Source organism: Sporosarcina sp. NCCP-2716 (assembly GCF_023707985.1).
Taxonomy (GTDB): Bacteria; Bacillota; Bacilli; order Bacillales_A; family Planococcaceae; genus Sporosarcina.
In genome coordinates, this window is record NZ_BRCF01000008.1 from 105707 (window position 1) to 129414 (window position 23708).

The following is a 23708-nucleotide window of genomic DNA, read 5'->3' on the forward strand; positions in this document are numbered from 1 at the left end:
ATTTCCGTTCACGGGAGGTGAATGGCCATGGCGAAAGGTAAAGGGAAAGTGCTCGCAGTGAACAAGAAAGCGAATTTCGACTTTGCCATCGAAGAGACGATCGAAGCGGGCATCGTCCTCGAAGGCACGGAAATCAAGTCGATCCGGAACGGCAAAGTGCAGCTGCGCGATGCGTTCGTCCTGATCCGCAACAACGAAGCGTGGATCTCCAACATGCACATCAGCCCATACGAGCAGGGGAACCGGTACAACCACGACCCTGTCCGTTCGCGCAAGCTGCTGATGCACCGCAAACAGATCGCGTCACTCGTCGGACAGACGAAAGAAAAAGGGACGGCCATCGTTCCCCTCAAAATGTACATTAAAGACGGATTCGCCAAGGTCCTGATCGGCGTAGGCCGCGGGAAAAAGCTTTACGACAAGCGCGCCGACCTGAAGAAGAAGGAAGCGAAGCGCGAAATGGAGCGGGCGTTCAAAGACAAGCAGAACTATTGATTGCAGCCGGTATTTTTGCTATACTAGCTGTAGTAAGTCAGTTCCGAAGTCTCGGGATCAGCAGAAGGCTGCTGTGACCCTAAGACGTTTCCCGGACATCCCTTTAACGGGGACGTTACGGATTCGACAGGGGTGGTCTGAGCGTGAGCTGCGCGTCGGAGGCTCGTCTCCGTCAGAAACGGACCTTAATAATAACAGGCAAAACAAACAACAACCTAGCATTCGCAGCGTAAGCTGTTGAATCTGCCTTGCGGTTCCATCGCCCATGTGGCGCTGTAAGGCTCAACCTATAGTGGGATACGCTGGCGGCCGCTTCTCGAAGCCGTCCAGAAGAGATTTCCGAGATAGCGCCCCTGACGCCTCGTCTTTCGGCATACGGGTGCGCGAACCTAAATAGAAAGACTACACGCGTAGACGTTTACGTATTAGAGCCTCTGGACGTGGGTTCGACTCCCACCGTCTCCATAGTGATATGGCAAAACACCACCCTCGGCGGGTGGTGTTTTTGATTTGGATGGTGTTTTGGGGCTAAGTGATCATAAAAACGGGAAACCGCTCATAAAAACTATATAACGCTCATAAATCCCTGAAACCGCTCATAAAACTCAAAAATCGCTCATAAATCGGGAAAACCGCTCATAAAACTCAGGAACCGCTCATAAATTTGGGAAACCGCTCATAAAACTCTAAAGTCGCTCATAAAACAGAAAAAACTCCCCATATATCATGACTCTGCAACAAAAAGTCAACGCATTTTTACATCTAAACGCTAGTACTCAACTTATCTTCCACTAAACTCCTTCGATAGCCGCCAAACTCTCTCTCCAACAACTCGCCAACCTCAAACAACAACTCTTCATTCCCATTCTTACTCATCAGCTGCACACTGATCGGCATATTGTTCTCATCTCTCCCGACCGGAATGACAAGCGACGGCAAGCCCCAGACATTCGCGTAGCCGGTGAACGGCATGTATTTCAGGAACCCTTTTTGAAGGGAGAAGATTTCCTTATACATCCGGCCGTGCAGCGGGGCGGCAGTATGGTAGACAGGGAACACGAGAATGCGGTCAGCCAAATAGCTGTCGAGTTCGCGGTCTCCCTGTTCGATGATCGTCTCAATGTCCGCCCGCCGTTTGGCAGAGGGACGGAACAAAGTGGCACCTATCATGGCCCATGATAGATACGGGTGAATTGATGCACGTTTGCCGAGTTTCTCTTTCACAAATTCCTTTAATGCGTTCGTCCCTTTCTCGGGAAGGGCGATGTCCCGCATGCCGGCTGCTCCATCGAACGACATCATTTCCTGCCACAACTGTGCGCTGTCCCGGAAGTATGGGGGCTCTTTGCGGACGACAGGGAAGTCACGCTTTAGGCATGCCGCCACTTCATTGAGAATGTCGGCCGTTTTCCCAGAGATCGGATAGGGGCCTGCCGGCGGAAGCACATCGATGTACAGTCTGTCAGCCGGCCGTTTTTCAGGCGGTTGTTCGGCGATGAGGCGATATAGCAGGCGCATGTCGCGGACGGATTTCCCCATCGGACCGAAACCGATCATCCGCTGCTGTATTGGTACGTCGCCAGCAGGGAACGAACCTTCGCCTGATACTTGGAATTTGCCGCTCTTGAAACCGACGACGCCGTTGAAGTGACTCGGGAAGCGGATCGATCCGCCGATATCGGACCCGATACCGACTGCGGCACCTCCTGCAGCGAGGAGGGCGCCTTCGCCTCCGCTTGAGCCGCCGGCGGTGCGGGCGAGGTCCCATGGGTTGTTCGTCCGGCCGTACAGCTTGTTGTCGGTTTCCTGGCAGAAGCACAATTCGGGTGTATTCGTCTTGCCGAGGATGATGGCGCCGGCCTGTTTCAGCCGCCGGACGATTTCCGCGTCCTTTTCTGCAATTTCGTTTCGGCGGTGCAGCAGCCCGCCCGTTGTCTTCATGTCGGCTGTGTCGAATGCTTCTTTCACGCTGATCGGGACGCCGAACAGTTCGCCGGCGGCTGTCCCGGATGCGAGCTGCCGGTCTTTCTTTTGTGCTTCCTCGATTGCTTCTGAGAACCTGTCTTCGACGAGCGCATTGATGGCCGGGTTGACTTGACGGAGATGATCGATATAAGTGCCTACGGCTTCCGCACAGGTCAGCTGCCGTTCCCGGATAGCCGTTGCTGTTTCCATTGCATCCATATGGAGGATAGAAGTTTCCGTATGCGATGAACTAACGGTTCCTTGCCCAATCATTGATATCCCTCTTTTCCAGCTGCCGACAGGTGATAGAAACAGCTTCAGTGAAAACTGGTCATGATCTGTAAGTATACCATTAATCGTCTGAATAATCTTAACTAAGTGAAAGAAGTGCGAAGCCCATTTGTGGGAGAGAGCTGTTTCGTCGATGAATGCTCCATAAAAAATTAGCTGCGCCAGAAAACTTCCCGGCACAGCTGTTTTTTAGTATAGGGTTTCATCGATAAACAGCTGGTGCCCCTCAAAGAACGGCTTCAGGTTTTCGTCTGTCGCTTCCTGCATCACTCGTAAGAAGTCGGCGGTCGTTGCAATCTTATATTTCCGATCAACGGCATAGGCGCGCAGGGCGTTCCAGAACGCATGGTCGCCGAGTTCGCCGTGGAGGTAGCTGAGCATCTTCGCGCCGCCATCATACATGATGTCGCCGTAGCGGTCGTAGTCGTCTTCTTCAAAATCGTCGACGGACGACGTTAGGGAGTAGTCATCTGCGACCGTTTCGATCCAGTCGAAATCGGTTGTGTCGTAATAGGCAGCATAGGAGGCGAACGTCGTCAGCGATTCGTCGAGCCACGGTTCGCGGTATGGATTGCTGCCGACGAGGCTGTAGAACCACTGATGGGCGATTTCGTGAGCGGCTGTCACGCCAAGCTCTTCGTCGTCTTCGATGTGCGGCGTGTTGACGGTGACGAGGCGGGGGTATTCCATGCCGCCGTCGAAGTCGCTTGAATAGTCAGCGCTCGCAATCGTCAGTGTCTCCCACGGATAATGACCGAACCATGATTCGTAGCGGGGGATGACGTCACGTGCCGTCTCCATCATCGTTTGGGCGGCGGCGTCCTCTCCGTCCCGGTAGGCAACGGTCACCTCAATGCCGCCGATCTGTTCCTGGATTGTGTGGTACGGCGTGTTCAGGAGGATGAAGAAGTCGCGTACATCGTCAGCTGTGAAATGGACGGTTTGCGTGCTGCCGTCTTCGGTCCGCGACTGTTCGCCGCCCGTCGCGAGGATTTCGAGGTCGGCGGGCGCGCTGAACGTGACGTCGAAAGTACCTGTCACGGAGTAGAACGATTCGCCGTACGGGAAGTAAGGCGGCGTGTTCCATCCGTGGTTGTCGTGCACGGCGAGGGTCGGGAACCAGCTGCCGAGCGACGTTTGCCGGTACGACCAGCCGAACCGGTCATGCTGTTCGGGCACCTTGACGGTGAATTCCAGTTCTGCTTCTGCCGTCGCGCCTTCCGCGATTGACACGCCGGACACGGTAAGCACGGTGCCTTCAAGGGAAGCTTCAGCGGGCTGCCCGTCGACCCGGACATCGCGGACGTCCGCACCGGCGCCGCCGAACTCATCTGCGTTCGGCCACACATTAAACAGCACCTCGTCCAGCGGTTCACCGAGATTGTTTACGAAGGTGACGGTCATCCGGCCGGTCACTGTATGGGTGGTTTCATCGTAATTGGCCTCGATTGTATAGTACGGCGCAGCCGGTCCATAGACGATCGTGCTGGTGCCGAGCTCATCGGCTGTGTAGGAATCGGCAGTTGGCGGCGTTGCTGGTTCGGATTTATCCGTGCAGCCGGCCAATGTAATGATGAGAAGGAGGGGAACGAGACGTTTCAGCATGGGGGAAGGGCTCCTTTCCGGATGGACCTGTATGGTGGATGAACCTTCATTACCTGAAGCATCCGATGGTTTATCCAGTATAACGCATTTACCTGCGGAGACTGTATTCGTTGTGTGGCAGTCTGTGCGAAATACGGTGCTCGACGCTGCCAGCGGCTCGGAGTTGTGCCTGTTTGCCGATTAACTCCGTGATGTGGCCGATTGTCAGGCTGATTTGGCCGATTCATGCGCTCATGTGTCCGATTCCAACCACGATTCGGCCGAAACCATCGGCCATTTGTCCGATTCCCCGCACGGGCTGCCGCACGGACGAGCGATAATGGAGCTGTCCATGATGAACGACGAAAAAACGGACCGAGCACGAAGCCTGGTCCGTTTTCTTTCATATCATTTTTGCACAAGGCCGGCGCCTTTTGTTTATCCTTCGTTCCGATAGCGGAAAGCTCAGTCGTAAATGACGTCTTTCCCTTCCTCACGCAGCGTTTGCAGGGCGTTCTGCATCTGGCGGATTTCCTCGTCGGTATGCCGCTTCCATTTACCGAGTTCAGCGATGACCCGAAGAGGCGCCTGGGAACGATACGATCGTGTCGGGTTGCCGGGGAAGCGTTTGTCGGTCACATTTGGATCGTCTTCAAATTCACCGGTCGGTTCCACGAGATAGATGTGTTCGGCTGCTCCGTTCACAGCAAGTTCAGCACCCCATTTTGCGGCTTCCAGCGTGGCGGAGAAATAGATGTGACGAAGCGGTGTCTCCCTATAGTTCGACGGCTGGCGGGCCTGCAGCAAGTCGCCGATCTGCAGCTCCGCTTTCGTGCCGTGGAAGAACGGTCCTCTTTCAGTCGATACAGGCGGTTGGTCCATTGTGCATCTCTCCTTTTCAGGTGGTTCACCCATTATAGCCAGACGGGGGATTGAAGAACAGTCTGTTTGTGAAATTCCTGCCATGGTATAATGGAAGCAAAGGTACACGAGTTAAGATGCGTTATCTATCGAGGCCAGTCCATTCCGTGCGGTAGCATCCATCGCATAGCACATAACCCTGAATTATGACGAAAAAACAGCCTGAGCACGATGCTCAGGCTGTTTTATTTTTCTTATGCTTGCATCTTACCAGCTGTGAACCCGCCGTCGACAGCGAGTGTGACACCGCTGATGGAAGAAGCGAGATCCGAGCAGAGGAAGACGACAGCGTTTGCTTGGTCTTCCGCTGTTGCCATTTTACCGGCTGGCAGCGATTTCAGGACGCCTGCGTATTGTTCAGGTGATGTTTTTGCCCAGTATTCAATTGCTGGGGTAATGGTTGCACCTGGAGCGATTGAATTGATGGTAATGCCTTTTTGACCGTATTCCAGTGCGACAGATTTTGTCAGACCGGCAATGGCGTGTTTCGATGCTGTGTATGGAGCCATGTTCGGTGAACCTTCAATACCAGCGCCTGACGCTGTATTGACAATGGCGCCACCGCCGTTTTTGATCATGGCGTTGACTTGGTGCTTAATGCTGTAGAACGTACCGTACAAGTTGACTTTCAACGTGATATCCCAGTCTTTGGAGTCCATTTCGCCGATTGGCACGAGGCCTTTGTTAATGCCTGCGTTGTTATGAGCGAAGTCCAATTTACCGAAAGATTCAACTGTTTTGTTGACGAGTGCAATGACTTGCTCCTCATCACTTACGTCACACTTGAAGAATTCTGCAACGCCGCCGTTGTCTTTGATGATTTGAACGGTCTCAAGACCTGATTGTTCGCTGACGTCCGATACCATGACTTTCGCGCCCGCTTTTGCCAATGCAACTGCAGATGCACGGCCGATTCCTGATCCTGCTGCTGAGACGAGTCCTGCTTTTCCTTCCATCATTCCTGCCATGTAATAACACTCCTTTAGTTATGATCCCCTATTATTTTACACCGAATTCTCGATTTCACAATTAATTTGAACGCTAAAATAAATTTAGGTAATCATCTGCATTGTCCGTCATTGGCTGGCAGGGAGGATTGCCGGCATTACGCAGGCAGCAGTTCCTCTTCCGCTGCCTCTTCCAGCAGCTTCACGGTCGCTTTCCGGATGAGCTGCGGCAGGACGCCGAAGGAATACGGCTTGTACAGCCGCTCGGTCCACTTGTGGCCGTCCTTACCGTAAACGCCCATGTTGACGGACGGAATGTTGAGTCCCTGGATCGCTTTGTACGGGATCGGGAAGAACGTTTCCCACTCCGGCAAATTGTTCAGCAGCGGGAACAGTTCGTCTTCTGTCTCATGGATGGAGAGGAAGCTGCCGTCCGCCAAATATGGGAAGAACTTTTTCAGCGCGAATTTCTCGCCTGTCGCGGCTTCCATTTCCTGCAGAATGCCAGAGACGGTGTCTTGGATCCGGACGTCCCGTGCAACCGTCGATTTCAAATAGTTATGCGGCAGGAACGGAGGCGCGAAGAATAGGATGACACGGGCTTTTTTCGCCGGGTCTGCTTCCTGCAGAGCACTGACGATTTCGAAGCTCGCTTCCCGGAAGTCGTCGGATTTCTTGTCGCGCACTGCCGTTTCAATGATCGACTTGACGTCAATCCCTTGTTCGGCGAGTTCATTCACATACTGCTCGTATGTTGTCACTTCGATTTCCCACGACAGGTCGCGGGTCGGCAGTCCGGTGAAGCCGATGTATTGCTCGAACTGTGCTTTCAAATACGCTTCCGCTTCTTGGCAGACTTTCTTCGTTTCATTCAGCAGCTTTCCAAGGATCTGCTCAGGCGTGTCTTCGTAGACGAAGTAATTGAAGTACAAGTGGCTGCTTGACGCTGTCTGCACTGTATAAATATCCTTTGTATCGCGCTGATACAGGCAAGTCGGCGGCAGCACCATTTCACCGGTAATTTTTTCGGCCAGCTCATAACGGTTGTGGAGTTTCTCCGTCATCTTAGCGGCGATGAAGTTAGGATCGATACCGGACAGCGTGTCGCCCACGTGGACTTCACGGCCATATATATGGAAGCAAGGCAGGATCTTGCCGGCAGCGCCAGTGTAGATGTACCGGTGCGGATCGCCGTCATACAGCGGTGTGATGAAGTCGGTATTCACGGCAAGCGTGTAGTCGAGCCCCTGTTCCGCCTGGAGACGTTTCAGTTCGCTGAGTGCCCCGATGATTCCGCGGTGCTCGCTTTCTTCATCGCCGTTCAGCAGCAGCAGGAGGTTGCCCTGCAGTTCGTCACGATGTTCGGAGAAGTGAAGGACATTCACCATATGGACGGCCGCGCCGCTCTTCATGTCGACGGAACCGCGTCCGAACATCCAATCGCCTGACTGTGCTTCTGCCTGCAGGTCGGGATCATTGTCATACGTCTTGAAGAACTCCGCCAGTTCGTCCGGCGAGAATGCTTTGTCCTTCAGCTGGCCGAAATCTTCCACGCCGACCGTGTCGATATGGGAATGATAGATGATCGTTTTCTTCGTGAACGCATTGCCTTCGACGAATGCGAAAACGTTCTTCCGGCCGATCGGATCATTGTCGATCTGCTGCATCCATAAGTGGTCCGGATTCTGCTGAAAGTAGGGGAATGTTGAAAGGATTGCGTAGAGCTCCTCTGCGACCGCGACTTCTCCCGGCGTGCCGTTGATGCTCGGGATGCCCACCAGGTGTTTCGTAATAGTTTCGATCTGCTGCTCAGCTGTCAGTGATTGGATGTGTGAGTACATGTCAGGTACCTCCTGTGTCTGATTATTTTCGTTTGCTTTTCGGATAGAAGTTCGTAAAGTAGTCGTTCGTAATCTCCCGGACTTTGCCATTCAGGAAGAGGACTGCGATGACGTTCGGGATGACGACCGCTGCAAGCAGCAGGTCAAGGAACTGCCAGATGAACTGAAGACCGCCGAGCGCACCGACGATGATCGCCGCGATATAGATGAAGCGCATGACTTTCGAAAACGCTGTGCCGAACAGGAATTCCGCCTGTTTTTCACCGTAGAAGATGATGACGACAACGGTCGTGATGACGAACAGGAACAGCGTGGACGAGATGATGATGCCGCTGAGCGAATCACCGAACACCGGCACGAACGATGCGGCCACCATATTGGAGGCGTCATCGGTCTTTATATCTTTCCACACGCCGGACGTGAGGACGACGAGTGCCGTCAGCGTACAGACGATGAGCGTGTCGACGATGACTTCGAAGATTCCCCAGAATCCTTGTTTCGCCGGGTGGTCGTTCATGGCGGCGGAGTGGGCGATCGGCGCGGTTCCCATCCCGGCTTCGTTGGAATAGAGGCCCCTCGCGAGTCCCCAGCGGATGGCAGCTGCGACGCCGGCACCAGCGAATCCGCCAGCTGCTGAGATCGGTGTGAACGCGTGCTGGAAGATGAGACCGAACGCAGCTGGCACTTCGCGGATATTGACCGCAACGACGATAAGCGCACTGAGCAAGTACAGTACGACGATGAGCGGAATGAGCTTTTCCGACACTTTCCCGATTGTCTTAATGCCCCCGTAGGTCACGAGGATGACGAGGACTGCGACAATGATGCCGGAGACGAGCGGTGTGACGCCGAACGAACTGTCCAGCGTCGACGCGATCGAGTTGGCTTGCACCATCGTGCTCGCCACGACTTCGATCATCAGGGCGAAGGCGAAGAAGTAGGCGACGTTCTTCCAGCCGAGCCCTTTCTTTATGTAATACATCGGTCCGCCGACATATTCCCCTTTTTCGTTCTTCTCCCGGTAATGGATACCGAGGACGACTTCGGAATATTTCGTGCCGATTCCGATGAGCGCCACGAGCCACATCCAGAAAATCGCGCCCGGTCCGCCGAGTGCGATTGCAACAGGGACTCCGACGATGTTGGCGGCGCCCATTGTCGACGCGAGCGCGGCGGTCGTCGCCTGGAACGGTGTCAGTGTTCCCGGAGAATCGCTTTTCGCGAAGATTTTACCGAATGTCTGTGCGACGATGTGCGGGAAATAGCGGAACTGGAAGAAGTTCAGCCGGATTGTGAGGAACAGTCCGCCGCCGATCAGCAGTAGGATTAGCGGCATCCCCCAGATGAAATTTGAAATGGATGCAATGATTTTCGTGAATTCTGCCACACTTCCAACCCCTTTTTCATATGTATGAATAATGGAAAGCGTTTACATTCCGCTATGTGGAATATATTCTGTAATGCGGAATAAGTTCGCAAGTTTCATTTAATCTTAAATCGTAAGCGCTGTCAATCGTTTATTTCTAAAACGGGAAAGGTTGTAACAATTTACACAACTGACGGAGTCTTGTAGAATTTATCTACTGGGAACAGAGATGGAGATGAGGTCATGATTCAATCGATCGATCGGGCGATGCAGATTATAGAAACACTTTCCCGCGACGGGCGTGAGGGGTGGCTTGCGGCGGAATTGGCTGAAGAGACGGGGCTGCCGATCAGCACGGTCTACCGGATCACGGCTTCGCTCATCCAGCACGGGCTCTTGGCGCAGGATGAGGTGACGAAACAGTTTACACTCGGGTACAGATGGATGGAACTCGGGCTCAAGATGTTTGAGAAGCTGGACGTCCGCGATGTGACGCGGCCGGTGCTTGAGATACTTGCGCTTGACGTAGAGGAGACGGTGTATTTGAACATCCCGCGCGGCGACCATTCGATCATCATCGAACGGATCGACAGCCCGCGGAACGTCAAGATCTTGGACAGTGTCGGCGAACGGATTCCACTCCACATCGGCGGAGCGAACAAGACGATCGTCGCGAATCTGCCGGCACAGCAAGCGTCGGAGATTCTGGAAAGGCTTCTTCCGGACGACGGGGAGCGAAGCAGGCTCAAGGATGAGCTCACTGCCGTGAAGCGGCAGGGATACGGTGTCAGCTACGGCGAAAAGACGCCAGGGACGATTGCGGTCGGGGCGCCGGTGTTCGATTTCGACGGCCGGGTTGTCGGAGCGATCAGCGCGGAAACGCTGGCGTATGACTTCAAGGAGGAACAGCTCAGCGTCCTGATCGAAAAAGTATGTACAGCCGCCCGCCAAGTGTCGGCAGAGCTGAGCGGTATGCACTATGAGTGACAATTAAGGAAATCTGATGATTCCATGCTGATTCGAAGCCCTTGACGGGAGGACAAAAGGGGAGTAAAATTCAATCCTGGCGGGTAAAACCGTCTTCCAACGAGGAAAAGGCAGGTGGAAAACATGATGGTTTCATTGAAAGAAAAAGATAATTTTTTAAACAAGTTTCTAGGCATATATATCGTAGCTGTCCTGATGCTGTGGGTGAAGACCTACATTACGCAGTCCACCCAGTTTTCACTTGGTGTGGAAGGACCGCTCCAGCAATTCCTGCTCGTCCTGAACCCGCTCGGCTCGGCTCTGTTGTTTTTGAGCGTCTCCTTCCTATTTAAAGGGAAGCGGCGATATGCGGTATTGGGCACCGTCTATGCGCTCATGTCGTTCCTTCTGTATGCGAACGTCGTGTACTATCGGTTCTTCAGTGATTTCATCACCCTGCCGACGATCTTCCAGACACAGAACTTCGGTGATCTGGGCGGCAGTATCCTGACGCTGATGCACCCTTCCGACTTGCTGTTCTTCGCGGATGTCGCCGTCCTGTTCTTCTTACTGTTCACTCGGAAGATCCGGAAAGATACAACTTTGCTCGGCCGGAAGAAAGCGATGGCGATCATCACGGCTGCACTCGCCGTATCGATCATCAACCTCGGACTCGCCGAAGCGAACCGTCCGCAGCTGCTGACTCGCGGCTTCGACCGGAACTACATCGTGAAATACTTGGGCATGTACAACTACTCGATCTACGACTCTGTGGAAACTTTCAAAGCTTCTTCGCAGCGTGCTCTCGCGGACAGCAGTGACTTGACGGAGGTCGTCAACTACACCCAGTCGAACTACGCGACACCGAATGCAGAATACTTCGGAGCCGCCAAAGGGATGAACGTCGTTTATCTCCATCTGGAATCTTTCCAGAACTTCCTGATCGACTACAAGTTGAACGGGGAAGAGGTCACACCGTATTTGAACGCTCTGGCGAAGGACGACAACACGCTGTACTTCGACAATTTTTTCCATCAGACCGGCCAAGGGAAAACGTCCGACGCCGAATTCATGCTCGAGAATTCCCTGTTCGGCCTGCCGCAAGGTTCGGCGTTCATCACGAAAGCGCAGAACACGTACCAGGCAGCTCCGAATATCCTGAAAAACTACGGATATTCTTCCGCAGTCTTCCACGGGAACAAAGGCAGTTTCTGGAACCGGAACGAAGTGTATAAGCAATTCGGATTCGATCACTTCTTCGATGCGAGTTATTATGACACGGATTCACCAGGAGACATGGCGGAATACGGATTGCTCGATAAGCCGTTCTACGAGCAGTCGAAAGACTATCTCGCCACACTTCCGCAGCCGTTCTATTCGAAATTCATCACGGTCGGGAACCACTTCCCGTATACGATCAACCAAGATCTCGTGACGATCAACAAAGCGGAGACGGGCGATCCGAGTGTCGATAATTATTTCCAGACGGCACGCTACACGGACGAAGCCATCAAGCAGGCGATCGATCAGCTGAAAGAGATGGGCTTGTATGAGAATTCGATGATCGTCCTGTACGGCGACCATTACGGAATTTCGCATAACCACAACCGGGCGATGTCGCAGGTGATGGACAAGGAAATTACTCCGTATGAAGGCGCTCAGCTTCAGCGGGTTCCGCTCTTCATCCACGTACCTGGCATGAAAGGCGGCCAGCGCCATACGTATGGCGGCCAGACTGACCTGCTGCCGACACTGCTTCACCTGCTCGGCATCGATTCGAAAGAGTATGTCCAGTTCGGTTCCGATCTGCTTTCAGACGATCATGACGAACTCGTCCCGTTCCGGAATGGTGACTTCATCAGTCCGTCGATCGACTCGATCAACGAAAAATTCTACGACAATGAAACCGGGCTCCCGCTGGACGACAGCCAGCTGGAAACAGCGGAAAAGCTGAAACAGGAAGCGGCGTACAAACTGCAGCTGTCCGACAAAGTCGTCAACGGTGACTTGCTGCGTTTCTACACACCGAATGGTTTCAAAGCGATCGATCCAGCCTCGCTGAATTACAAGAAAGAGGCAGAAACTGTGCCTGAATAAACAATGCGTACCACGAAAAACACCATCCCGGGCGGATGGTGTTTTTTTGGTCTTATGGGAATTGGGGAGGGGCTCATGAACTCGGGGAAATGCTCATACATCTGTGGGAACGCTCATAAATCGCGGAAAACGCTCATAAAACAGGAAAAACGCTCATAAATCGCGGAAAACGCTCATAAAACTGAGAAAACGCTCATAAATCACGGGAAACGCTCATAAATCACGGGAAACGCTCATAAAACTGGAAAAACGCTCATAAATCACAAAAAGACTCATAAACTATCCGCCCTCGCAGCCGGCCGGCGGTAGATTTCTCCTTTCCGCTCGAATCCTCTGCATACCCGCTCAATTCCACCCATACCGCCCAACAAAAAAAGACCAGCCGCGGCTGGCCTACACTTCAAAAACAAGTGAACGTATCGATCCGGTTCAAGTCGAAGCCGGTGTATTCCCAGCGGCGCCACTGGCTGTTCCAACGGTAGCCGGCGACTGATGTCCTGCCGACGAATGTCGGGAAGAACCAGAAGCCGCGGCGGCGCGAAGTCCAAATGTACGTATAGCGGTACAGGCAGCCGCGGATTCCGCCCGGGTCGACGCGCATCAGCTGCTGGTCCGGATACGCCGGCGTCTGGGAAGGGGGTGCAGACTGAGGCGCGCCTTGCGACTGACCGCCGCCCGGATAGGATGGCTGGCCCGGCTGATGTCCCGGTCCGCCGCCGCCCCATGGCCAACCCGGCTGATTCGAGCCGCCGCCCCCCGGCCAACCTGGCTGTGATCCCGGCCAGCCGGGCTGCATCGGTGTCTGCCACTCGTTCCATCCCGGCTGGTTCCACTGATGCCGCACCGCCATCTGTTCGCTATGCTGCCAATCCTGCTGCGGCATATACCCTTCCGGCAGCTGCGGGTACCAATGCTCCTCACCGCTGTTCATCTGATTCATTCTTCTGGCTCCTCTCACGTTCGTTCTCCCTCCAATGTATGCAGCCCGGACGGCAGCGTCTGGACTGCCGCCTAACTGACAAAAACGCAATCCCACAAGCAGACAGGACGTGGTATGATGAAGACAGCCAAACTGACGAAAGGAGAGTGCTGCCCATGACTGAATCGCGCCCGCACATACTGCTTGTCGATGGGATGGCGCTGCTGTTCCGCTCGTTCTTCGCGACAGCCGTGCATAACCATTTCCAGCACAACGAACAGGGTATCCCGACGAATGGGGTGCAGGGGTTCGCGCGGCATACGCTGACCGCCGTCTCACTTTTCCAGCCGACACATTTAGCGGTCTGCTGGGATATGGGGGCTGTCACGTTCCGGAATGAGCTGTACGACGGGTACAAAGCGAACCGTCCGGCGCCTGCGCCTGAACTCATGCCGCAATTCGATATGGCCCGGCAAGTGTCCAAGGATATCGGATGGAAAAACTTCGGCAGCGAGGGGCTGGAAGCGGATGATTTGATCGGTTCGCTCGTGAAACAATGGAAGGACCGCGCCCGCCTGACGATCGTCTCGGGCGATAAGGATCTGCTGCAGCTGCTGTCGCCGTCCGTGGAAGTCGCGCTGACGAAGAAGGGGCATTCGATCTATGATGTCTATACAGAAGCCCGGTTCAAGGAAGAATACGGTATGACGCCGGCGCAGTTCGTCGATTACAAAGCGTTCATCGGCGACCCGAGCGACGGCTATCCCGGTGTGAAGGGGATCGGTCCGAAAACCGCATTGAAATTCATCCAGACATACGGCACGGCTGAAAACACCGTGCAGTCGATCGGCGAGCTGACGAAATCCGAACGGACGAAAATCGAGGCGAACCTCGACATGCTCCGCCTGTCGAAAGAACTGGCAGCTATCCATTGTGATGCTGACGTTGCCTGTACGCTTGACGACCTGGCGCTGCCGTCCTATGACAGTGATACGGTCAGCAGGCTGGAAGGTCATGGCCTCCGCAGTGTCATCAATCAGTTAGTGTTATCCGAACCGGTAACTATGGCAGGAGGGAATCGATATGAAGGAATTAGTGATCCGTTTAAGTGATAAAGTGACAGAGAACGCGGAGCAGCTGGCGGAACTGATCACGAGCACGCAGAATGAGCGCTATCCCGTCTTGAAATGGGAAGAGGAGCAGCTTTATCCGGCCCGCGTGGAACTTGTGAAAGTGTATGCGGACGCCCTGAAGCTCGATGCAAAGGAACGTACGGAGAAGCTGGAGAAATGGGGACAGGCTGTCGGCAGGCAGTTTGCGCAGAAGGAAGGCATCACGCTCGATATGATGCTCCGGGAAGTCCCGGAATACAGGGAGTATATCGGTACAGTGCTGAAGCATGAAGGGCTGAAGAGCGGCATCAGTGCAGCGGAAATGTATGAACTGACTACAGCCCTCGATACGATCGTCAACGACGTCGTCTACTTCTTCAGCCTGCCGTTCGTGCAGTACGAAAAGGAACTGCTCATGCAGACCCAGGCGACCATCGCGGAACTTTCCGTGCCGATTGCGTCGATCAATGACAAGACTGCTGTGCTGCCGCTGATCGGCGTCATGGATTACAACCGCGGGACAGCGCTCCAGGAGAAAGTGCTGAAAGAAGCGGTCCGTCTCAGTCTTGAGCATCTCATCGTCGACCTGTCCGGACTTCAGACGACCGATACATATGTTGCACAGCAGCTGTTCATCCTGTTCGATTCGCTCGCACTCATCGGAACAGTGCCGGTCGTCAGCGGCATCACGCCGGCGATCGCCCAGACACTCATCAGCCTCGGCCTCGACTTCGGCAGTATCCGCAGCTTCGCGACGCTCAAACAGGCGATCGAATACGTTACATGACAAAAAGGACACTGAGTTCATCAGTGTCCTTTTCGCTTGCCGGCAGGGCCGACTTTGACGAATGTCAGCAGGCCGGCATTCTCCCGATAGGAAATCGTCTGCAGGCGGCTTGCGGAAGAGGGACTGCCGTTATCATGGATGAAAAGCAGCACGTCGTCCGCCGTCCGTTCATAGCCGACTACCGGCACCCAGTGATAATCGTAGCGGGCGGGGGTCCGCCAGCGCAGCGAAAACCATTTATCGAACTTCGCGGCGGCAGGGCGGCCGCTGTCGATTTCGTGCAAGACGTCATCGAGGGAGCACGTCCCGACTGTCCAGCCAGAGCCGAGCAATGCACGGAGCCGATGGACGAACCGCCATGTGAAGAGGCCGGCACGCGTCCCGCCGAGCAGACGGTACAGCTTGTCGATCGGCACATTCCCGAGTGGGTGCTGCAAATAGCGCAGCAGCAGGGAGGCGGTAACCGGTCCGCACGCGGAGGGACGGTATTTCCGGCCGATCGTCTCATCGTATTGCGACATCCCCTTGAAACCGGGCACAATCGGCATCACGCCGCCCCCTTTCGTCAGACTTTCGTAAAGGTCAGCCCCTGTTCGAACATGAGCACTTGGAGGGCTGCCTTGAAATTGGCGTAGGATTCGATTTCACTGGCGATCCCGGCGTTCGTCAGCTCGCGGACGAACGGTGGCGTGAAGCCGACCATCATCGGCCGGATGCCCATCAGCTGCAATTCCGCCTGCATGAGACGCAGCTCGGATGTCAGGACGACCGAACCGTCCTCGTCTTCGAGCCGGATTCCGGAGAAATCGAAGATCGCATACTCGATCTCGCGGTGTTTGCCGGAATAGGAGAGCACCTTTGTCCGGATGCGCTCGAGCCGGTCCTGGTCGGTATAGCCGACAATCGGCAGCAGGATTGTATTGTCAATGATGGAAGGGATGATCGGAACGGATGTTTCGTTGATGATCTGTTCATACTTGGCGATGGTTTCCTTCAACTGGTTGATCTCTTCTGTTGAGTTCATGTTGCACCTCTGTCTAATTTCTATGTGTTCCATACCATTATACAGGATATAGAAGAAATGACAGCAAAAAAACCGGACGCCGGGGCATCCGGTTTTTTGCTGTCAACGAATCGTGCGGTATCAGATCGTAATCCCTTCGAGGAAGTCGGTCACTTGGTCCGGTGATTTCGCGTTGGCACTGTGCAAGTGGGCTTTCTTTTCGCCATTCTCGAAGACGAGCAGGCTCGGAATGCCCATGACGTCATATTTCTCCGCAATTTCAGGAAGCACGTCGCGGTCGACATCATACCATTCGTATTCGTCGTATTTCTCTTCGATCGGTCCGATGAACATGTCCATGACGCGGCAGTCCGGACACCAGCCGGCCTGAAACTTCACGATGGAGCGTGATTGGTCTGAAATGACATCGTAGAACTGTTCTGCTGTTGTAATCGACTGCATGATTGAATCCCTTCCTTTCGTATCTTCAGTGTACAACGAAAACGCAGAAACGCACACCAACTTGTTCCGCGAAAGCGTTTCCAAGTTTTTCAGAATTAAATATTGCGAAAACGCAGGAAATAAGCTAGACTGAGATACATAGAAAAGGTTTCTATTTTTTTTACCCAGAAAATGAATGAGCATTCATTCAAACACGAAAGGGAGGACATTCACGTGGCTTATCACATTCAGAAAGCAGCGGTCATCGGTTCGGGAGTTATGGGTTCCGGTATCGCTGCACACCTTGCCAATATTGGGATACCTGTTCTTCTTCTGGACATCGTGCCGAACCGGCTGTCAGAGGACGAAGAGAAGAAGGGGCTTACGCTCGACAGTCCTGCGGTCCGCAACCGGATGACGGAAAGCGCGCTGAAAAACTTGCTGAAGCAGAAACCGGCGCCGCTTGCGTCAAAAAAGAACTTGGCGCTCATCGAAGCGGGCAACTTGGAGGATGATCTCGGGAAGCTGGCGGATGTCGACTGGATCGTCGAAGTCGTCGTCGAAAACCTCGATATTAAGAAATCACTTTACGAAAAGATCGACAGCGTGCGCAAGCCCGGCACGATCGTCACTTCAAATACGTCCGGCATCAGCATCGACGCTATGGCGGAAGGCCGTTCGGAAGACTTCCGGAAGCACTTCCTCGGTACGCACTTCTTCAACCCGCCGCGCTACCTGCACTTGCTCGAAGTCATCCCGGCTGAGCAGACAGCGCCTGAAGTCGTCGACTACATGACGCAGTTCGCGGAAGACCGTCTCGGCAAAGGGGTCGTCCTTGCGAAAGACACACCGAACTTCATCGCCAACCGGATCGGGACGTACGGCCTTCTCGTTACATTGCGTGAAATGGAAGCACGCGGCTACACGGTCGGCGAAGTCGACTCGGTCACGGGCACGCTGATCGGCCGGCCGAAATCGGCGACATTCCGCACGCTCGACGTCGTCGGTCTCGATACATTCATGCACGTTGCGAAGAATGCGTTTGACAAAACGGAAGGCGACGAACAGAAAGTGTTCGAACTTCCGGAATTCATGCAGAAGATGATCGACAACGGCTGGATCGGCGCGAAGGCGAAGCAGGGCTTCTTCGTGAAGAAAGGCAAAGACATTTACGAGATCGACTCATCGACGCTTGAATACAGCCCAGCGAAAAAATTGAAAACGCCTTCAATCGAAATGGCGAAACAGCAGAAAGGACTCGGAAACCGCGTAAAGTCCCTCGTTTATGCAGATGACCGCACCGGTGAACTGCTATGGAACATCCTATCACCGACACTCCGTTATGCTGCTGACATGCACGGTCAGATTGCAGACGACATCATTGCAATCGACAACGCCATGAAATGGGGCTTCGGCTGGACACAGGGGCCGTTTGAAACGTGGGACGCAATCGGAGTCGGAAAATCAGTCGCTCGGATGAAAGAAGAAGGCCATGAAACTCCTGCCTTGGTCGAGCAGCTGCTGAGCAAAGGATATGAAACGTTCTATAAGGAAGAAGACAATACGCTGTACTATTTCGACGGTGAGAGCTATACGCCGGTGCCGGTGAACGAAAAAGTGATCGACTTGAAGCGCTATAAGAAACAGCACGGCGTCATCAAGAAAAACTCAGGCGCGAGCCTCATCGATATGGGCGACGGCATCGCTCTTCTCGAATTCCATTCGCAGTCAAATGCGATCGGACTCGACATCATGCAGATGATCAACTTCGCGGTCGATGAAGTCGAGAAGAACTACAAAGGGCTCGTCATCGGCAACCAGGGGAAGAACTTCTGTGTCGGTGCGAACCTCGGCATGATACTCATGGAAGCGCAGGATGACAACATCTTCGAACTTGACTTCACCGTCAGGACGTTCCAGAACGCGATGATGAAGCTCAAGTATTCGTCGAAACCGGTCGTCGCGGCGCCATTCCAGATGACGCTCGGCGGCGGGGCGGAAGTATGCCTGCCGGCTGCACATATCCAGGCGTCGATGGAGACGTACATCGGACTCGTGGAAGCGGGAGTCGGGCTCATCCCGGGCGGCGGCGGAAACGTCGGCCTGTATTTGAAGCATCTGAAGGGGCTGCCGAAAGGTGTGCAGGTCGACTATCAGAACATCGCTAACAAAGTGTTCGAGTCGATCGCCCTTGCGAAAGTTTCTACTTCTGCGGAGGAAGCACGGGAAAACAACTTCCTCGACTTCGCGGACGGCATCAGTGTCAACCCGGATCACCTGCTGTATGACGCGAAACAGGTAGCTCTCGGGTTGTACAACAGCGGATACCAGCCGCCGAAGAAGGAGAAATTCCCGGTCGTCGGCGAAACCGGCTACGCGACATTGCTGCTCGGTGCGGAAGGCATGCGCCTTTCAGGGTTCATCAGCGATCATGACATGAAGATCGCGAAGAAACTGGCGTACGTGCTCGCAGGCGGGAAACTGCCGTACGGCACGCTCGTCGACGAACAATACATGCTCGATCTGGAGCGCGAAGCATTCTTGAGCCTCGTCGCAGAACCGAAATCCCAGGCGCGGATGCAGCACATGCTCGTCAAAGGGAAGCCGCTCCGCAACTAAGTCGGCCCCAGCAACTTACAGAGGAGGAACTACAATGCGTGAAGCAGTCATTGTTGCGGGTTCCCGCACTCCGGTCGGGAAAGCGGGCAAGGGTTCCCTTGCCACGGTCCGGCCGGATGATCTAGGAGCCCTTACGATAAAGGAAACATTGAAACGCGCGGGCGGCTATGACGGTCCGATCGAAGACCTGATCATCGGCTGCGCGATGCCGGAAGCCGAACAGGGCATGAATATGGCGCGAAATATCGGAGCGCTTGCCGGACTGCCGGATACGACACCTGCAATCACCGTCAACCGGTTCTGTTCGTCGGGTCTCCAATCGATCGCCTATGCAGCGGAACGGATCATGCTCGGAGCATCCGAAGCGATCCTCGCAGGCGGAGCGGAATCGATGAGCATGGTGCCGATGATGGGGAATACGGTCCGTCCGAATGCGAAACTTGCGGAAGAAGCGCCGCAATATTATATGGGCATGGGTCACACGGCCGAGCAGGTTGCCGTAAAATATGGTGTCAGCCGTGAAGACCAGGACGCGTTCGCCGTGGAATCCCACAAGCGGGCAGCCTCTGCGATCGATGCCGGCAAGTTCGATGATGAAATCGTGCCGGTCGAGTTCACGAAAGGCTATGTGGACAGCAACGGCAAGTTCGCGGAGAAGAAAGAGACGTTCTCGATGGATGAAGGCGTCCGGAGAGGCACGACGACAGAGATCCTTGCGAAACTGCGTCCTGCGTTCTCCGTCACAGGTTCCGTCACAGCAGGAAACGCTTCACAGACATCGGACGGAGCGGCTTCCGTACTCGTCATGGACCGTGAGAAAGCGATGGCGGAAGGGCTTACACCGATTTTGAAATTCCGCTCGTTCGCTGTTGCAGGCGTGCCGCCGGAAGTGATGGGCATCGGTCCGGTCGCTGCGATTCCGAAAGCATTGAAGCTCGCAGGCCTGTCGAAGGACGATATCGACATCTGGGAACTGAATGAGGCGTTTGCATCACAGTCACTGCAGGTCATCCGGGAACTCGGACTCGATACGGCGAAAGTGAACGTCAACGGCGGCGCGATCGCGCTCGGCCACCCGCTAGGTGCGACCGGTACGATCCTGACCGTCCGTATGATGAATGAATTGAAGAGACAGGGCAAGCAGTTCGGCGTCGTCACGATGTGTATCGGCGGCGGAATGGGTGCTGCAGGCGTCTTCGAACTACTATAAAACGGATATCCATATGAGGAGGAAACGATCATGAGCGAGACGACAACGAACGAATTGGTAAAAGGCGGCGCATTTTTGACGGAAGACATCACACCGGACCGCGTGTTCACGCCGGAAGATTATTCCGATGAGCAGAAGATGATCGCGAAAACGACGGAAGACTACGTGAAGAACGAAGTGCTTCCTGTCGTCGAGAAACTCGAAAACCACGAATTCGAGCATTCCGTACGCCTGCTGAAGTCAGCGGGGGATCTCGGACTTCTCGGTGCGGATGTACCGGAAGAATACGATGGTCTCGGCCTCGACAAGATCTCATCTGCGCTCATCTCCGAGAAAATGGCGGTTGCGGGCGGCTTCTCGATCACTCACGGCGCGCACGTCGGAATCGGAACACTGCCGATCGTCCTGTTCGGAAACGAAGAGCAGAAGAAGAAGTACTTGCCGAATTCGGTCGCAGGCGACAAGATTTCCGCCTACGCATTGACGGAGCCGGGTTCTGGTTCAGATGCGCTTGGCGCTAAAACGACTGCAAAACTGAACGAAGCTGGGACGCACTATATTCTCAACGGCGAAAAACAATGGATCACGAATGCAGGATTCGCAGATGTCTTCGTCGTCTATGCGAAAGTCGACGGCGACAAGTTCTCTGCGTTCATCGTCGAACGTGACTTCCCAGGAGTGTCTGTCGGCGCGGAAGAGAAGAAGATGGGCATCAAGTCGTCTTCCACACGCACACTCATTCTGTCGGATGCGGAAGTGCCTGTCGAGAACCTGCTCGGTGAGATCGGCCGCGGTCATATTATCGCTTTCAACATCCTGAACATCGGGCGTTACAAGCTCGGCGTCGGCACAGTCGGCGGTTCGAAACGTGCTTTTGAACTGGCAGTCTCCTATGCGAACGAGCGCAAGCAGTTCAATACACCGATTTCATCATTCAACTTGACGAAGGAAAAGATCGCAACGATGGCGGCCCGTCTCTATGCGACGGAAAGTCTGATCTACAGGACTGTCGGCTACTTCGAGCAGCGCCAGAGCCAGATGACTGCTGAACAGCAGAAGGACGGAAAAGCGATCGCAGCGGCGATTGCAGAATACGCGATCGAATGTTCCATCAACAAAGTCGTAGGCTCAGAGACACTCGACTACATCGTCGACGAAGCGGTCCAGCTCCACGGCGGCTACGGTTACATGCAGGAATACGAAGTGGAGCGCGCGTACCGTGACTCCCGCATCAACCGGATCTTCGAAGGAACGAACGAAATCAACCGGATGATCGTACCGGGCACTTTCATGAAGAAAGCGCTGAAAGGGGAACTGCCTCTGCTGCAGCAGGCGCAGGCGCTTCAGGAAGAGCTGCTCATGATGATGCCGGAAGAGATCGGCGACGAGCCGCTCGCGCAGGAGAAAGTGCTCGTGAAGAACGCGAAGAAGATCGGCCTTCTCGCTGCAGGACTCGCGGCACAGCGGTTCGGCGCGAAACTCGAGCAGGAACAGGAAGTCCTCGTCAACATCGCCGATATCGCGAACAACATCTTTGCGATGGAATCCGCCCTGCTGCGTGCTGAAAAGGCAGTCGGCAAGAACGGTGCGGACAAAGAACGCCAGAAGATCCTCTACACGGAAATCTTCTGTCAGGAAGCGTTCGCAGCGATCGAGCGAGATGCGAAGGAAACATTGTACGCTGCGGTCGAAGGTGACAACCAGCGCATGATGGTATCGGCACTCCGCAAACTGACCCGTTCGAATCCATACAACATCATCGCGAAAAAACGCGAAGCATCCGAAAAGCTCATCGACGCAGCACGCTACGTCGTCTGATCATCCGGCTGCAGACCCGCTTGCATCCAAACTGCCATTTCGCAGTTTGGATGTTTTGCGGTACACTGGATTGGATGATCGGAACGGATGGGGGTGACTGAATTGGAAGTACACTATTACGGATATCCGAAATGCACGACATGCAAGAAAGCCGAGAAATGGCTGCGGGAGAATCACGTCCCGTTCGAAGCATTCAATATTGCCGAGCAGCCGCCCTCTGCAGAAGAGCTGAAGCGGATGGTCGATGCGTCCGGCCTGCCGCTGAAGAAGTTCTTCAACACGAGCGGACTGAAATACCGGGAGCTCGGCCTGAAAGACAAACTGCCTGAGATGACCGAAGACGAGCAGCTCCGCCTGCTCGCAACAGACGGTATGCTCATCAAACGGCCGCTCGTGACGGACGGCAATAAGACGACCGCCGGCTTTTCCGAAGCGGTGTTCGAAGACACATGGAAGGCATGAGTTCATCTCTTGTCTTTCCTGTAAACCTGTGGCAATATAAATGATAGACATTATAATCTACCTGTTGGAGGGGAAAAGAATGAGCACACCACAAGGCTTGAAGTACTCGGAAGAACACGAATGGGTAAAAGAAGAAGACGGAAAATACCGGATCGGCATCACGCATTTCGCACAATCCGAACTCGGTGATATCGTATTCGTCGAACTGCCTGCAGTCGGCGACGAACTGAAATCGGACGAGCCGTTCGGCAGCGTCGAATCAGTGAAGACCGTTTCGGAACTGTACGCGCCGATCAGCGGTAAAGTCGTCGAAGTGAACGAAGACCTCGAAGACAGCCCGGAACTCGTCAACGAATCTCCTTACGAAGGTGCATGGATGGTCGTCGTGGAAGCTTCCAAACCGGAAGAACTCGACGAGCTCATGACAGCTGAAGATTACGACAAAATGACTGTCGGAGAATAATAGTACGGAAAAGACGCCGGCAGCCACCGGCGTCTTTCCTGTTCCTTGGCTTGAAACCGTCAGAAAGAGAGGCTTGTACTGCATGGAAGAATGGACATACGAAGAGTGGAATGAACGTATCCGCACCGGAGAGCTGGCCGCCTTCTACCTGTACACGCCGCTTTGCGGAACGTGTGCGGTCGCGTCGAAGATCCTTTCGGTCGTGACCGAACTGAAGCCGGATCTCGTCATCGGGAAAGCGGACATGAATTATACCGGTGAACTCGCGGAAGATTATCAGATCGAAAGTGTACCGTGTCTGCTCATCCAGCGGGACGGGCAGCCGGCGGAGAAAGTCTATGCCTTCCGGTCGGTTCAGAACATTCTCGGAAAACTCTGTTGACACTCCTGAAACGCTATGG

General features: G+C 54.3%; 21 protein-coding genes and 1 other RNA gene. 12 read left to right on the plus strand and 10 right to left on the minus strand.

The annotated features are described in order from the left end of the window. Positions 1–27: 27 nt before the first annotated feature. Positions 28–495, plus strand: a complete 468-nt coding sequence (smpB, locus tag NFU03_RS12310) for an SsrA-binding protein SmpB (protein WP_251639084.1) — start codon at positions 28–30, stop codon at positions 493–495. A gap of 108 nt (positions 496–603) precedes the next feature. Beyond that, positions 604–963: a transfer-messenger RNA gene (gene ssrA / locus NFU03_RS12315) on the plus strand. A 294-nt stretch (positions 964–1257) separates the two neighbouring features. Here ssrA and NFU03_RS12320 read toward each other — a convergent pair. The 6 genes from NFU03_RS12320 to NFU03_RS12345 form a co-directional block, all read right to left on the minus strand. Next, positions 1258–2733 carry an amidase gene (locus NFU03_RS12320; RefSeq protein WP_251639086.1) on the minus strand — a complete coding sequence of 492 codons (1476 nt, stop codon included), beginning with the start codon at positions 2731–2733 and terminating at the stop codon, positions 1258–1260. A 207-nt stretch (positions 2734–2940) separates the two neighbouring features. Next, positions 2941–4356, minus strand: coding sequence for a M1 family metallopeptidase (locus tag NFU03_RS12325; protein ID WP_251639087.1), 1416 nt, complete (start codon positions 4354–4356; stop codon positions 2941–2943). Positions 4357–4800: 444 nt separating this feature from the next. Further along, a complete protein-coding gene (gene arr, locus NFU03_RS12330; protein WP_251639089.1) occupies positions 4801–5217 on the minus strand; it encodes an NAD(+)--rifampin ADP-ribosyltransferase in 417 nt (138 codons plus the stop codon). A 233-nt stretch (positions 5218–5450) separates the two neighbouring features. After that, positions 5451–6224 (minus strand): SDR family NAD(P)-dependent oxidoreductase, encoded by a 774-nt coding sequence (locus tag NFU03_RS12335; protein WP_251639091.1) that lies wholly within the window; start codon positions 6222–6224, stop codon positions 5451–5453. Between the two features lie 137 nt (positions 6225–6361). After that, positions 6362–8044: a M20/M25/M40 family metallo-hydrolase gene (locus NFU03_RS12340; protein WP_251639093.1), complete on the minus strand. Its 1683-nt coding sequence runs from the start codon at positions 8042–8044 to the stop codon at positions 6362–6364. A gap of 22 nt (positions 8045–8066) precedes the next feature. Further along, on the minus strand, positions 8067–9431 hold the full coding sequence (locus NFU03_RS12345) for an alanine/glycine:cation symporter family protein (RefSeq protein ID WP_251639095.1): 1365 nt from the start codon (positions 9429–9431) through the stop codon (positions 8067–8069). Between the two features lie 222 nt (positions 9432–9653). Between NFU03_RS12345 and NFU03_RS12350 the strand changes: the two genes are divergently transcribed. Together NFU03_RS12350 and ltaS are read left to right on the plus strand one after the other, a co-directional pair. Beyond that, entirely contained in the window at positions 9654–10397 is a 744-nt protein-coding gene (locus NFU03_RS12350; RefSeq protein ID WP_251639097.1) for an IclR family transcriptional regulator, read from the plus strand. Between the two features lie 126 nt (positions 10398–10523). Further along, entirely contained in the window at positions 10524–12473 is a 1950-nt protein-coding gene (gene ltaS / locus NFU03_RS12355) for a lipoteichoic acid synthase (protein ID WP_398290326.1), read from the plus strand. A gap of 400 nt (positions 12474–12873) precedes the next feature. Here the strand turns inward: ltaS and NFU03_RS12360 are convergent, their stop codons facing one another. Next, positions 12874–13413 (minus strand): hypothetical protein, encoded by a 540-nt coding sequence (locus NFU03_RS12360; RefSeq protein WP_309296273.1) that lies wholly within the window; start codon positions 13411–13413, stop codon positions 12874–12876. 155 nt (positions 13414–13568) lie between these two features. Between NFU03_RS12360 and NFU03_RS12365 the strand changes: the two genes are divergently transcribed. Both NFU03_RS12365 and NFU03_RS12370 read left to right on the plus strand, forming a co-directional pair. Next, positions 13569–14504, plus strand: a complete 936-nt coding sequence (locus tag NFU03_RS12365; protein ID WP_251639101.1) for a 5'-3' exonuclease — start codon at positions 13569–13571, stop codon at positions 14502–14504. Beyond that, positions 14476–15291, plus strand: coding sequence for an STAS domain-containing protein (locus tag NFU03_RS12370; protein WP_251639103.1), 816 nt, complete (start codon positions 14476–14478; stop codon positions 15289–15291). The genes NFU03_RS12365 and NFU03_RS12370 overlap by 29 nt, the downstream gene beginning before the upstream one ends. 20 nt (positions 15292–15311) lie before the next feature. On the opposite strand, the gene NFU03_RS12375 is transcribed toward NFU03_RS12370, so the two are convergent. From NFU03_RS12375 to NFU03_RS12385, 3 genes are all read right to left on the minus strand, one after another. Then, positions 15312–15839 (minus strand): C39 family peptidase, encoded by a 528-nt coding sequence (locus tag NFU03_RS12375; protein WP_251639105.1) that lies wholly within the window; start codon positions 15837–15839, stop codon positions 15312–15314. 17 nt (positions 15840–15856) lie between these two features. Next, positions 15857–16315, minus strand: coding sequence for an STAS domain-containing protein (locus NFU03_RS12380; RefSeq protein WP_251639107.1), 459 nt, complete (start codon positions 16313–16315; stop codon positions 15857–15859). A 120-nt stretch (positions 16316–16435) separates the two neighbouring features. Next, entirely contained in the window at positions 16436–16756 is a 321-nt protein-coding gene (locus tag NFU03_RS12385) for a thioredoxin family protein (protein WP_251639109.1), read from the minus strand. A gap of 213 nt (positions 16757–16969) precedes the next feature. On the opposite strand from NFU03_RS12385, the gene NFU03_RS12390 reads away from it, so the two are divergent. The 6 genes from NFU03_RS12390 (at position 16970) to NFU03_RS12415 (ending at position 23689) form a co-directional block, all read left to right on the plus strand. Next, positions 16970–19354, plus strand: coding sequence for a 3-hydroxyacyl-CoA dehydrogenase/enoyl-CoA hydratase family protein (locus NFU03_RS12390; protein ID WP_251639112.1), 2385 nt, complete (start codon positions 16970–16972; stop codon positions 19352–19354). Positions 19355–19388: 34 nt separating this feature from the next. Then, on the plus strand, positions 19389–20564 hold the full coding sequence (locus NFU03_RS12395; protein WP_251639114.1) for an acetyl-CoA C-acetyltransferase: 1176 nt from the start codon (positions 19389–19391) through the stop codon (positions 20562–20564). Between the two features lie 30 nt (positions 20565–20594). Further along, positions 20595–22382 carry an acyl-CoA dehydrogenase family protein gene (locus tag NFU03_RS12400; RefSeq protein WP_251639116.1) on the plus strand — a complete coding sequence of 596 codons (1788 nt, stop codon included), beginning with the start codon at positions 20595–20597 and terminating at the stop codon, positions 22380–22382. 102 nt (positions 22383–22484) lie between these two features. Next, a complete protein-coding gene (locus NFU03_RS12405; RefSeq protein ID WP_251639118.1) occupies positions 22485–22844 on the plus strand; it encodes an arsenate reductase family protein in 360 nt (119 codons plus the stop codon). Positions 22845–22923: 79 nt separating this feature from the next. Beyond that, positions 22924–23307 carry a glycine cleavage system protein GcvH gene (gcvH, locus tag NFU03_RS12410; RefSeq protein WP_251639120.1) on the plus strand — a complete coding sequence of 128 codons (384 nt, stop codon included), beginning with the start codon at positions 22924–22926 and terminating at the stop codon, positions 23305–23307. Positions 23308–23389: 82 nt separating this feature from the next. After that, complete coding sequence (locus NFU03_RS12415) at positions 23390–23689, plus strand: thioredoxin family protein (RefSeq protein ID WP_251639122.1); 300 nt, start codon at positions 23390–23392, stop codon at positions 23687–23689. Positions 23690–23708 lie beyond the last annotated feature (19 nt).

What these genes read in the sequence shown, in the direction of transcription:
- NFU03_RS12335 (WP_251639091.1), bottom strand. Translation starts at nt 6,224, where the DNA reads ATGGCAGGAATGATGGAAGGAAAAGCAGGACTCGTCTCAGCAGCAGGA.
- NFU03_RS12400 (WP_251639116.1), top strand. Translation starts at nt 20,595, where the DNA reads ATGAGCGAGACGACAACGAACGAATTGGTAAAAGGCGGCGCATTTTTG.
- NFU03_RS12415 (WP_251639122.1), top strand. Translation starts at nt 23,390, where the DNA reads ATGGAAGAATGGACATACGAAGAGTGGAATGAACGTATCCGCACCGGA.
- NFU03_RS12385 (WP_251639109.1), bottom strand. Translation starts at nt 16,756, where the DNA reads ATGCAGTCGATTACAACAGCAGAACAGTTCTACGATGTCATTTCAGAC.
- NFU03_RS12340 (WP_251639093.1), bottom strand. Translation starts at nt 8,044, where the DNA reads ATGTACTCACACATCCAATCACTGACAGCTGAGCAGCAGATCGAAACT.
- NFU03_RS12395 (WP_251639114.1), top strand. Translation starts at nt 19,389, where the DNA reads ATGCGTGAAGCAGTCATTGTTGCGGGTTCCCGCACTCCGGTCGGGAAA.
- NFU03_RS12370 (WP_251639103.1), top strand. Translation starts at nt 14,476, where the DNA reads ATGAAGGAATTAGTGATCCGTTTAAGTGATAAAGTGACAGAGAACGCG.
- arr (WP_251639089.1), bottom strand. Translation starts at nt 5,217, where the DNA reads ATGGACCAACCGCCTGTATCGACTGAAAGAGGACCGTTCTTCCACGGC.
- NFU03_RS12365 (WP_251639101.1), top strand. Translation starts at nt 13,569, where the DNA reads ATGACTGAATCGCGCCCGCACATACTGCTTGTCGATGGGATGGCGCTG.
- NFU03_RS12350 (WP_251639097.1), top strand. Translation starts at nt 9,654, where the DNA reads ATGATTCAATCGATCGATCGGGCGATGCAGATTATAGAAACACTTTCC.
- NFU03_RS12325 (WP_251639087.1), bottom strand. Translation starts at nt 4,356, where the DNA reads ATGCTGAAACGTCTCGTTCCCCTCCTTCTCATCATTACATTGGCCGGC.
- NFU03_RS12375 (WP_251639105.1), bottom strand. Translation starts at nt 15,839, where the DNA reads ATGCCGATTGTGCCCGGTTTCAAGGGGATGTCGCAATACGATGAGACG.
- NFU03_RS12360 (WP_309296273.1), bottom strand. Translation starts at nt 13,413, where the DNA reads ATGAATCAGATGAACAGCGGTGAGGAGCATTGGTACCCGCAGCTGCCG.
- ltaS (WP_398290326.1), top strand. Translation starts at nt 10,524, where the DNA reads ATGGTTTCATTGAAAGAAAAAGATAATTTTTTAAACAAGTTTCTAGGC.
- NFU03_RS12320 (WP_251639086.1), bottom strand. Translation starts at nt 2,733, where the DNA reads ATGATTGGGCAAGGAACCGTTAGTTCATCGCATACGGAAACTTCTATC.
- gcvH (WP_251639120.1), top strand. Translation starts at nt 22,924, where the DNA reads ATGAGCACACCACAAGGCTTGAAGTACTCGGAAGAACACGAATGGGTA.
- NFU03_RS12380 (WP_251639107.1), bottom strand. Translation starts at nt 16,315, where the DNA reads ATGAACTCAACAGAAGAGATCAACCAGTTGAAGGAAACCATCGCCAAG.
- smpB (WP_251639084.1), top strand. Translation starts at nt 28, where the DNA reads ATGGCGAAAGGTAAAGGGAAAGTGCTCGCAGTGAACAAGAAAGCGAAT.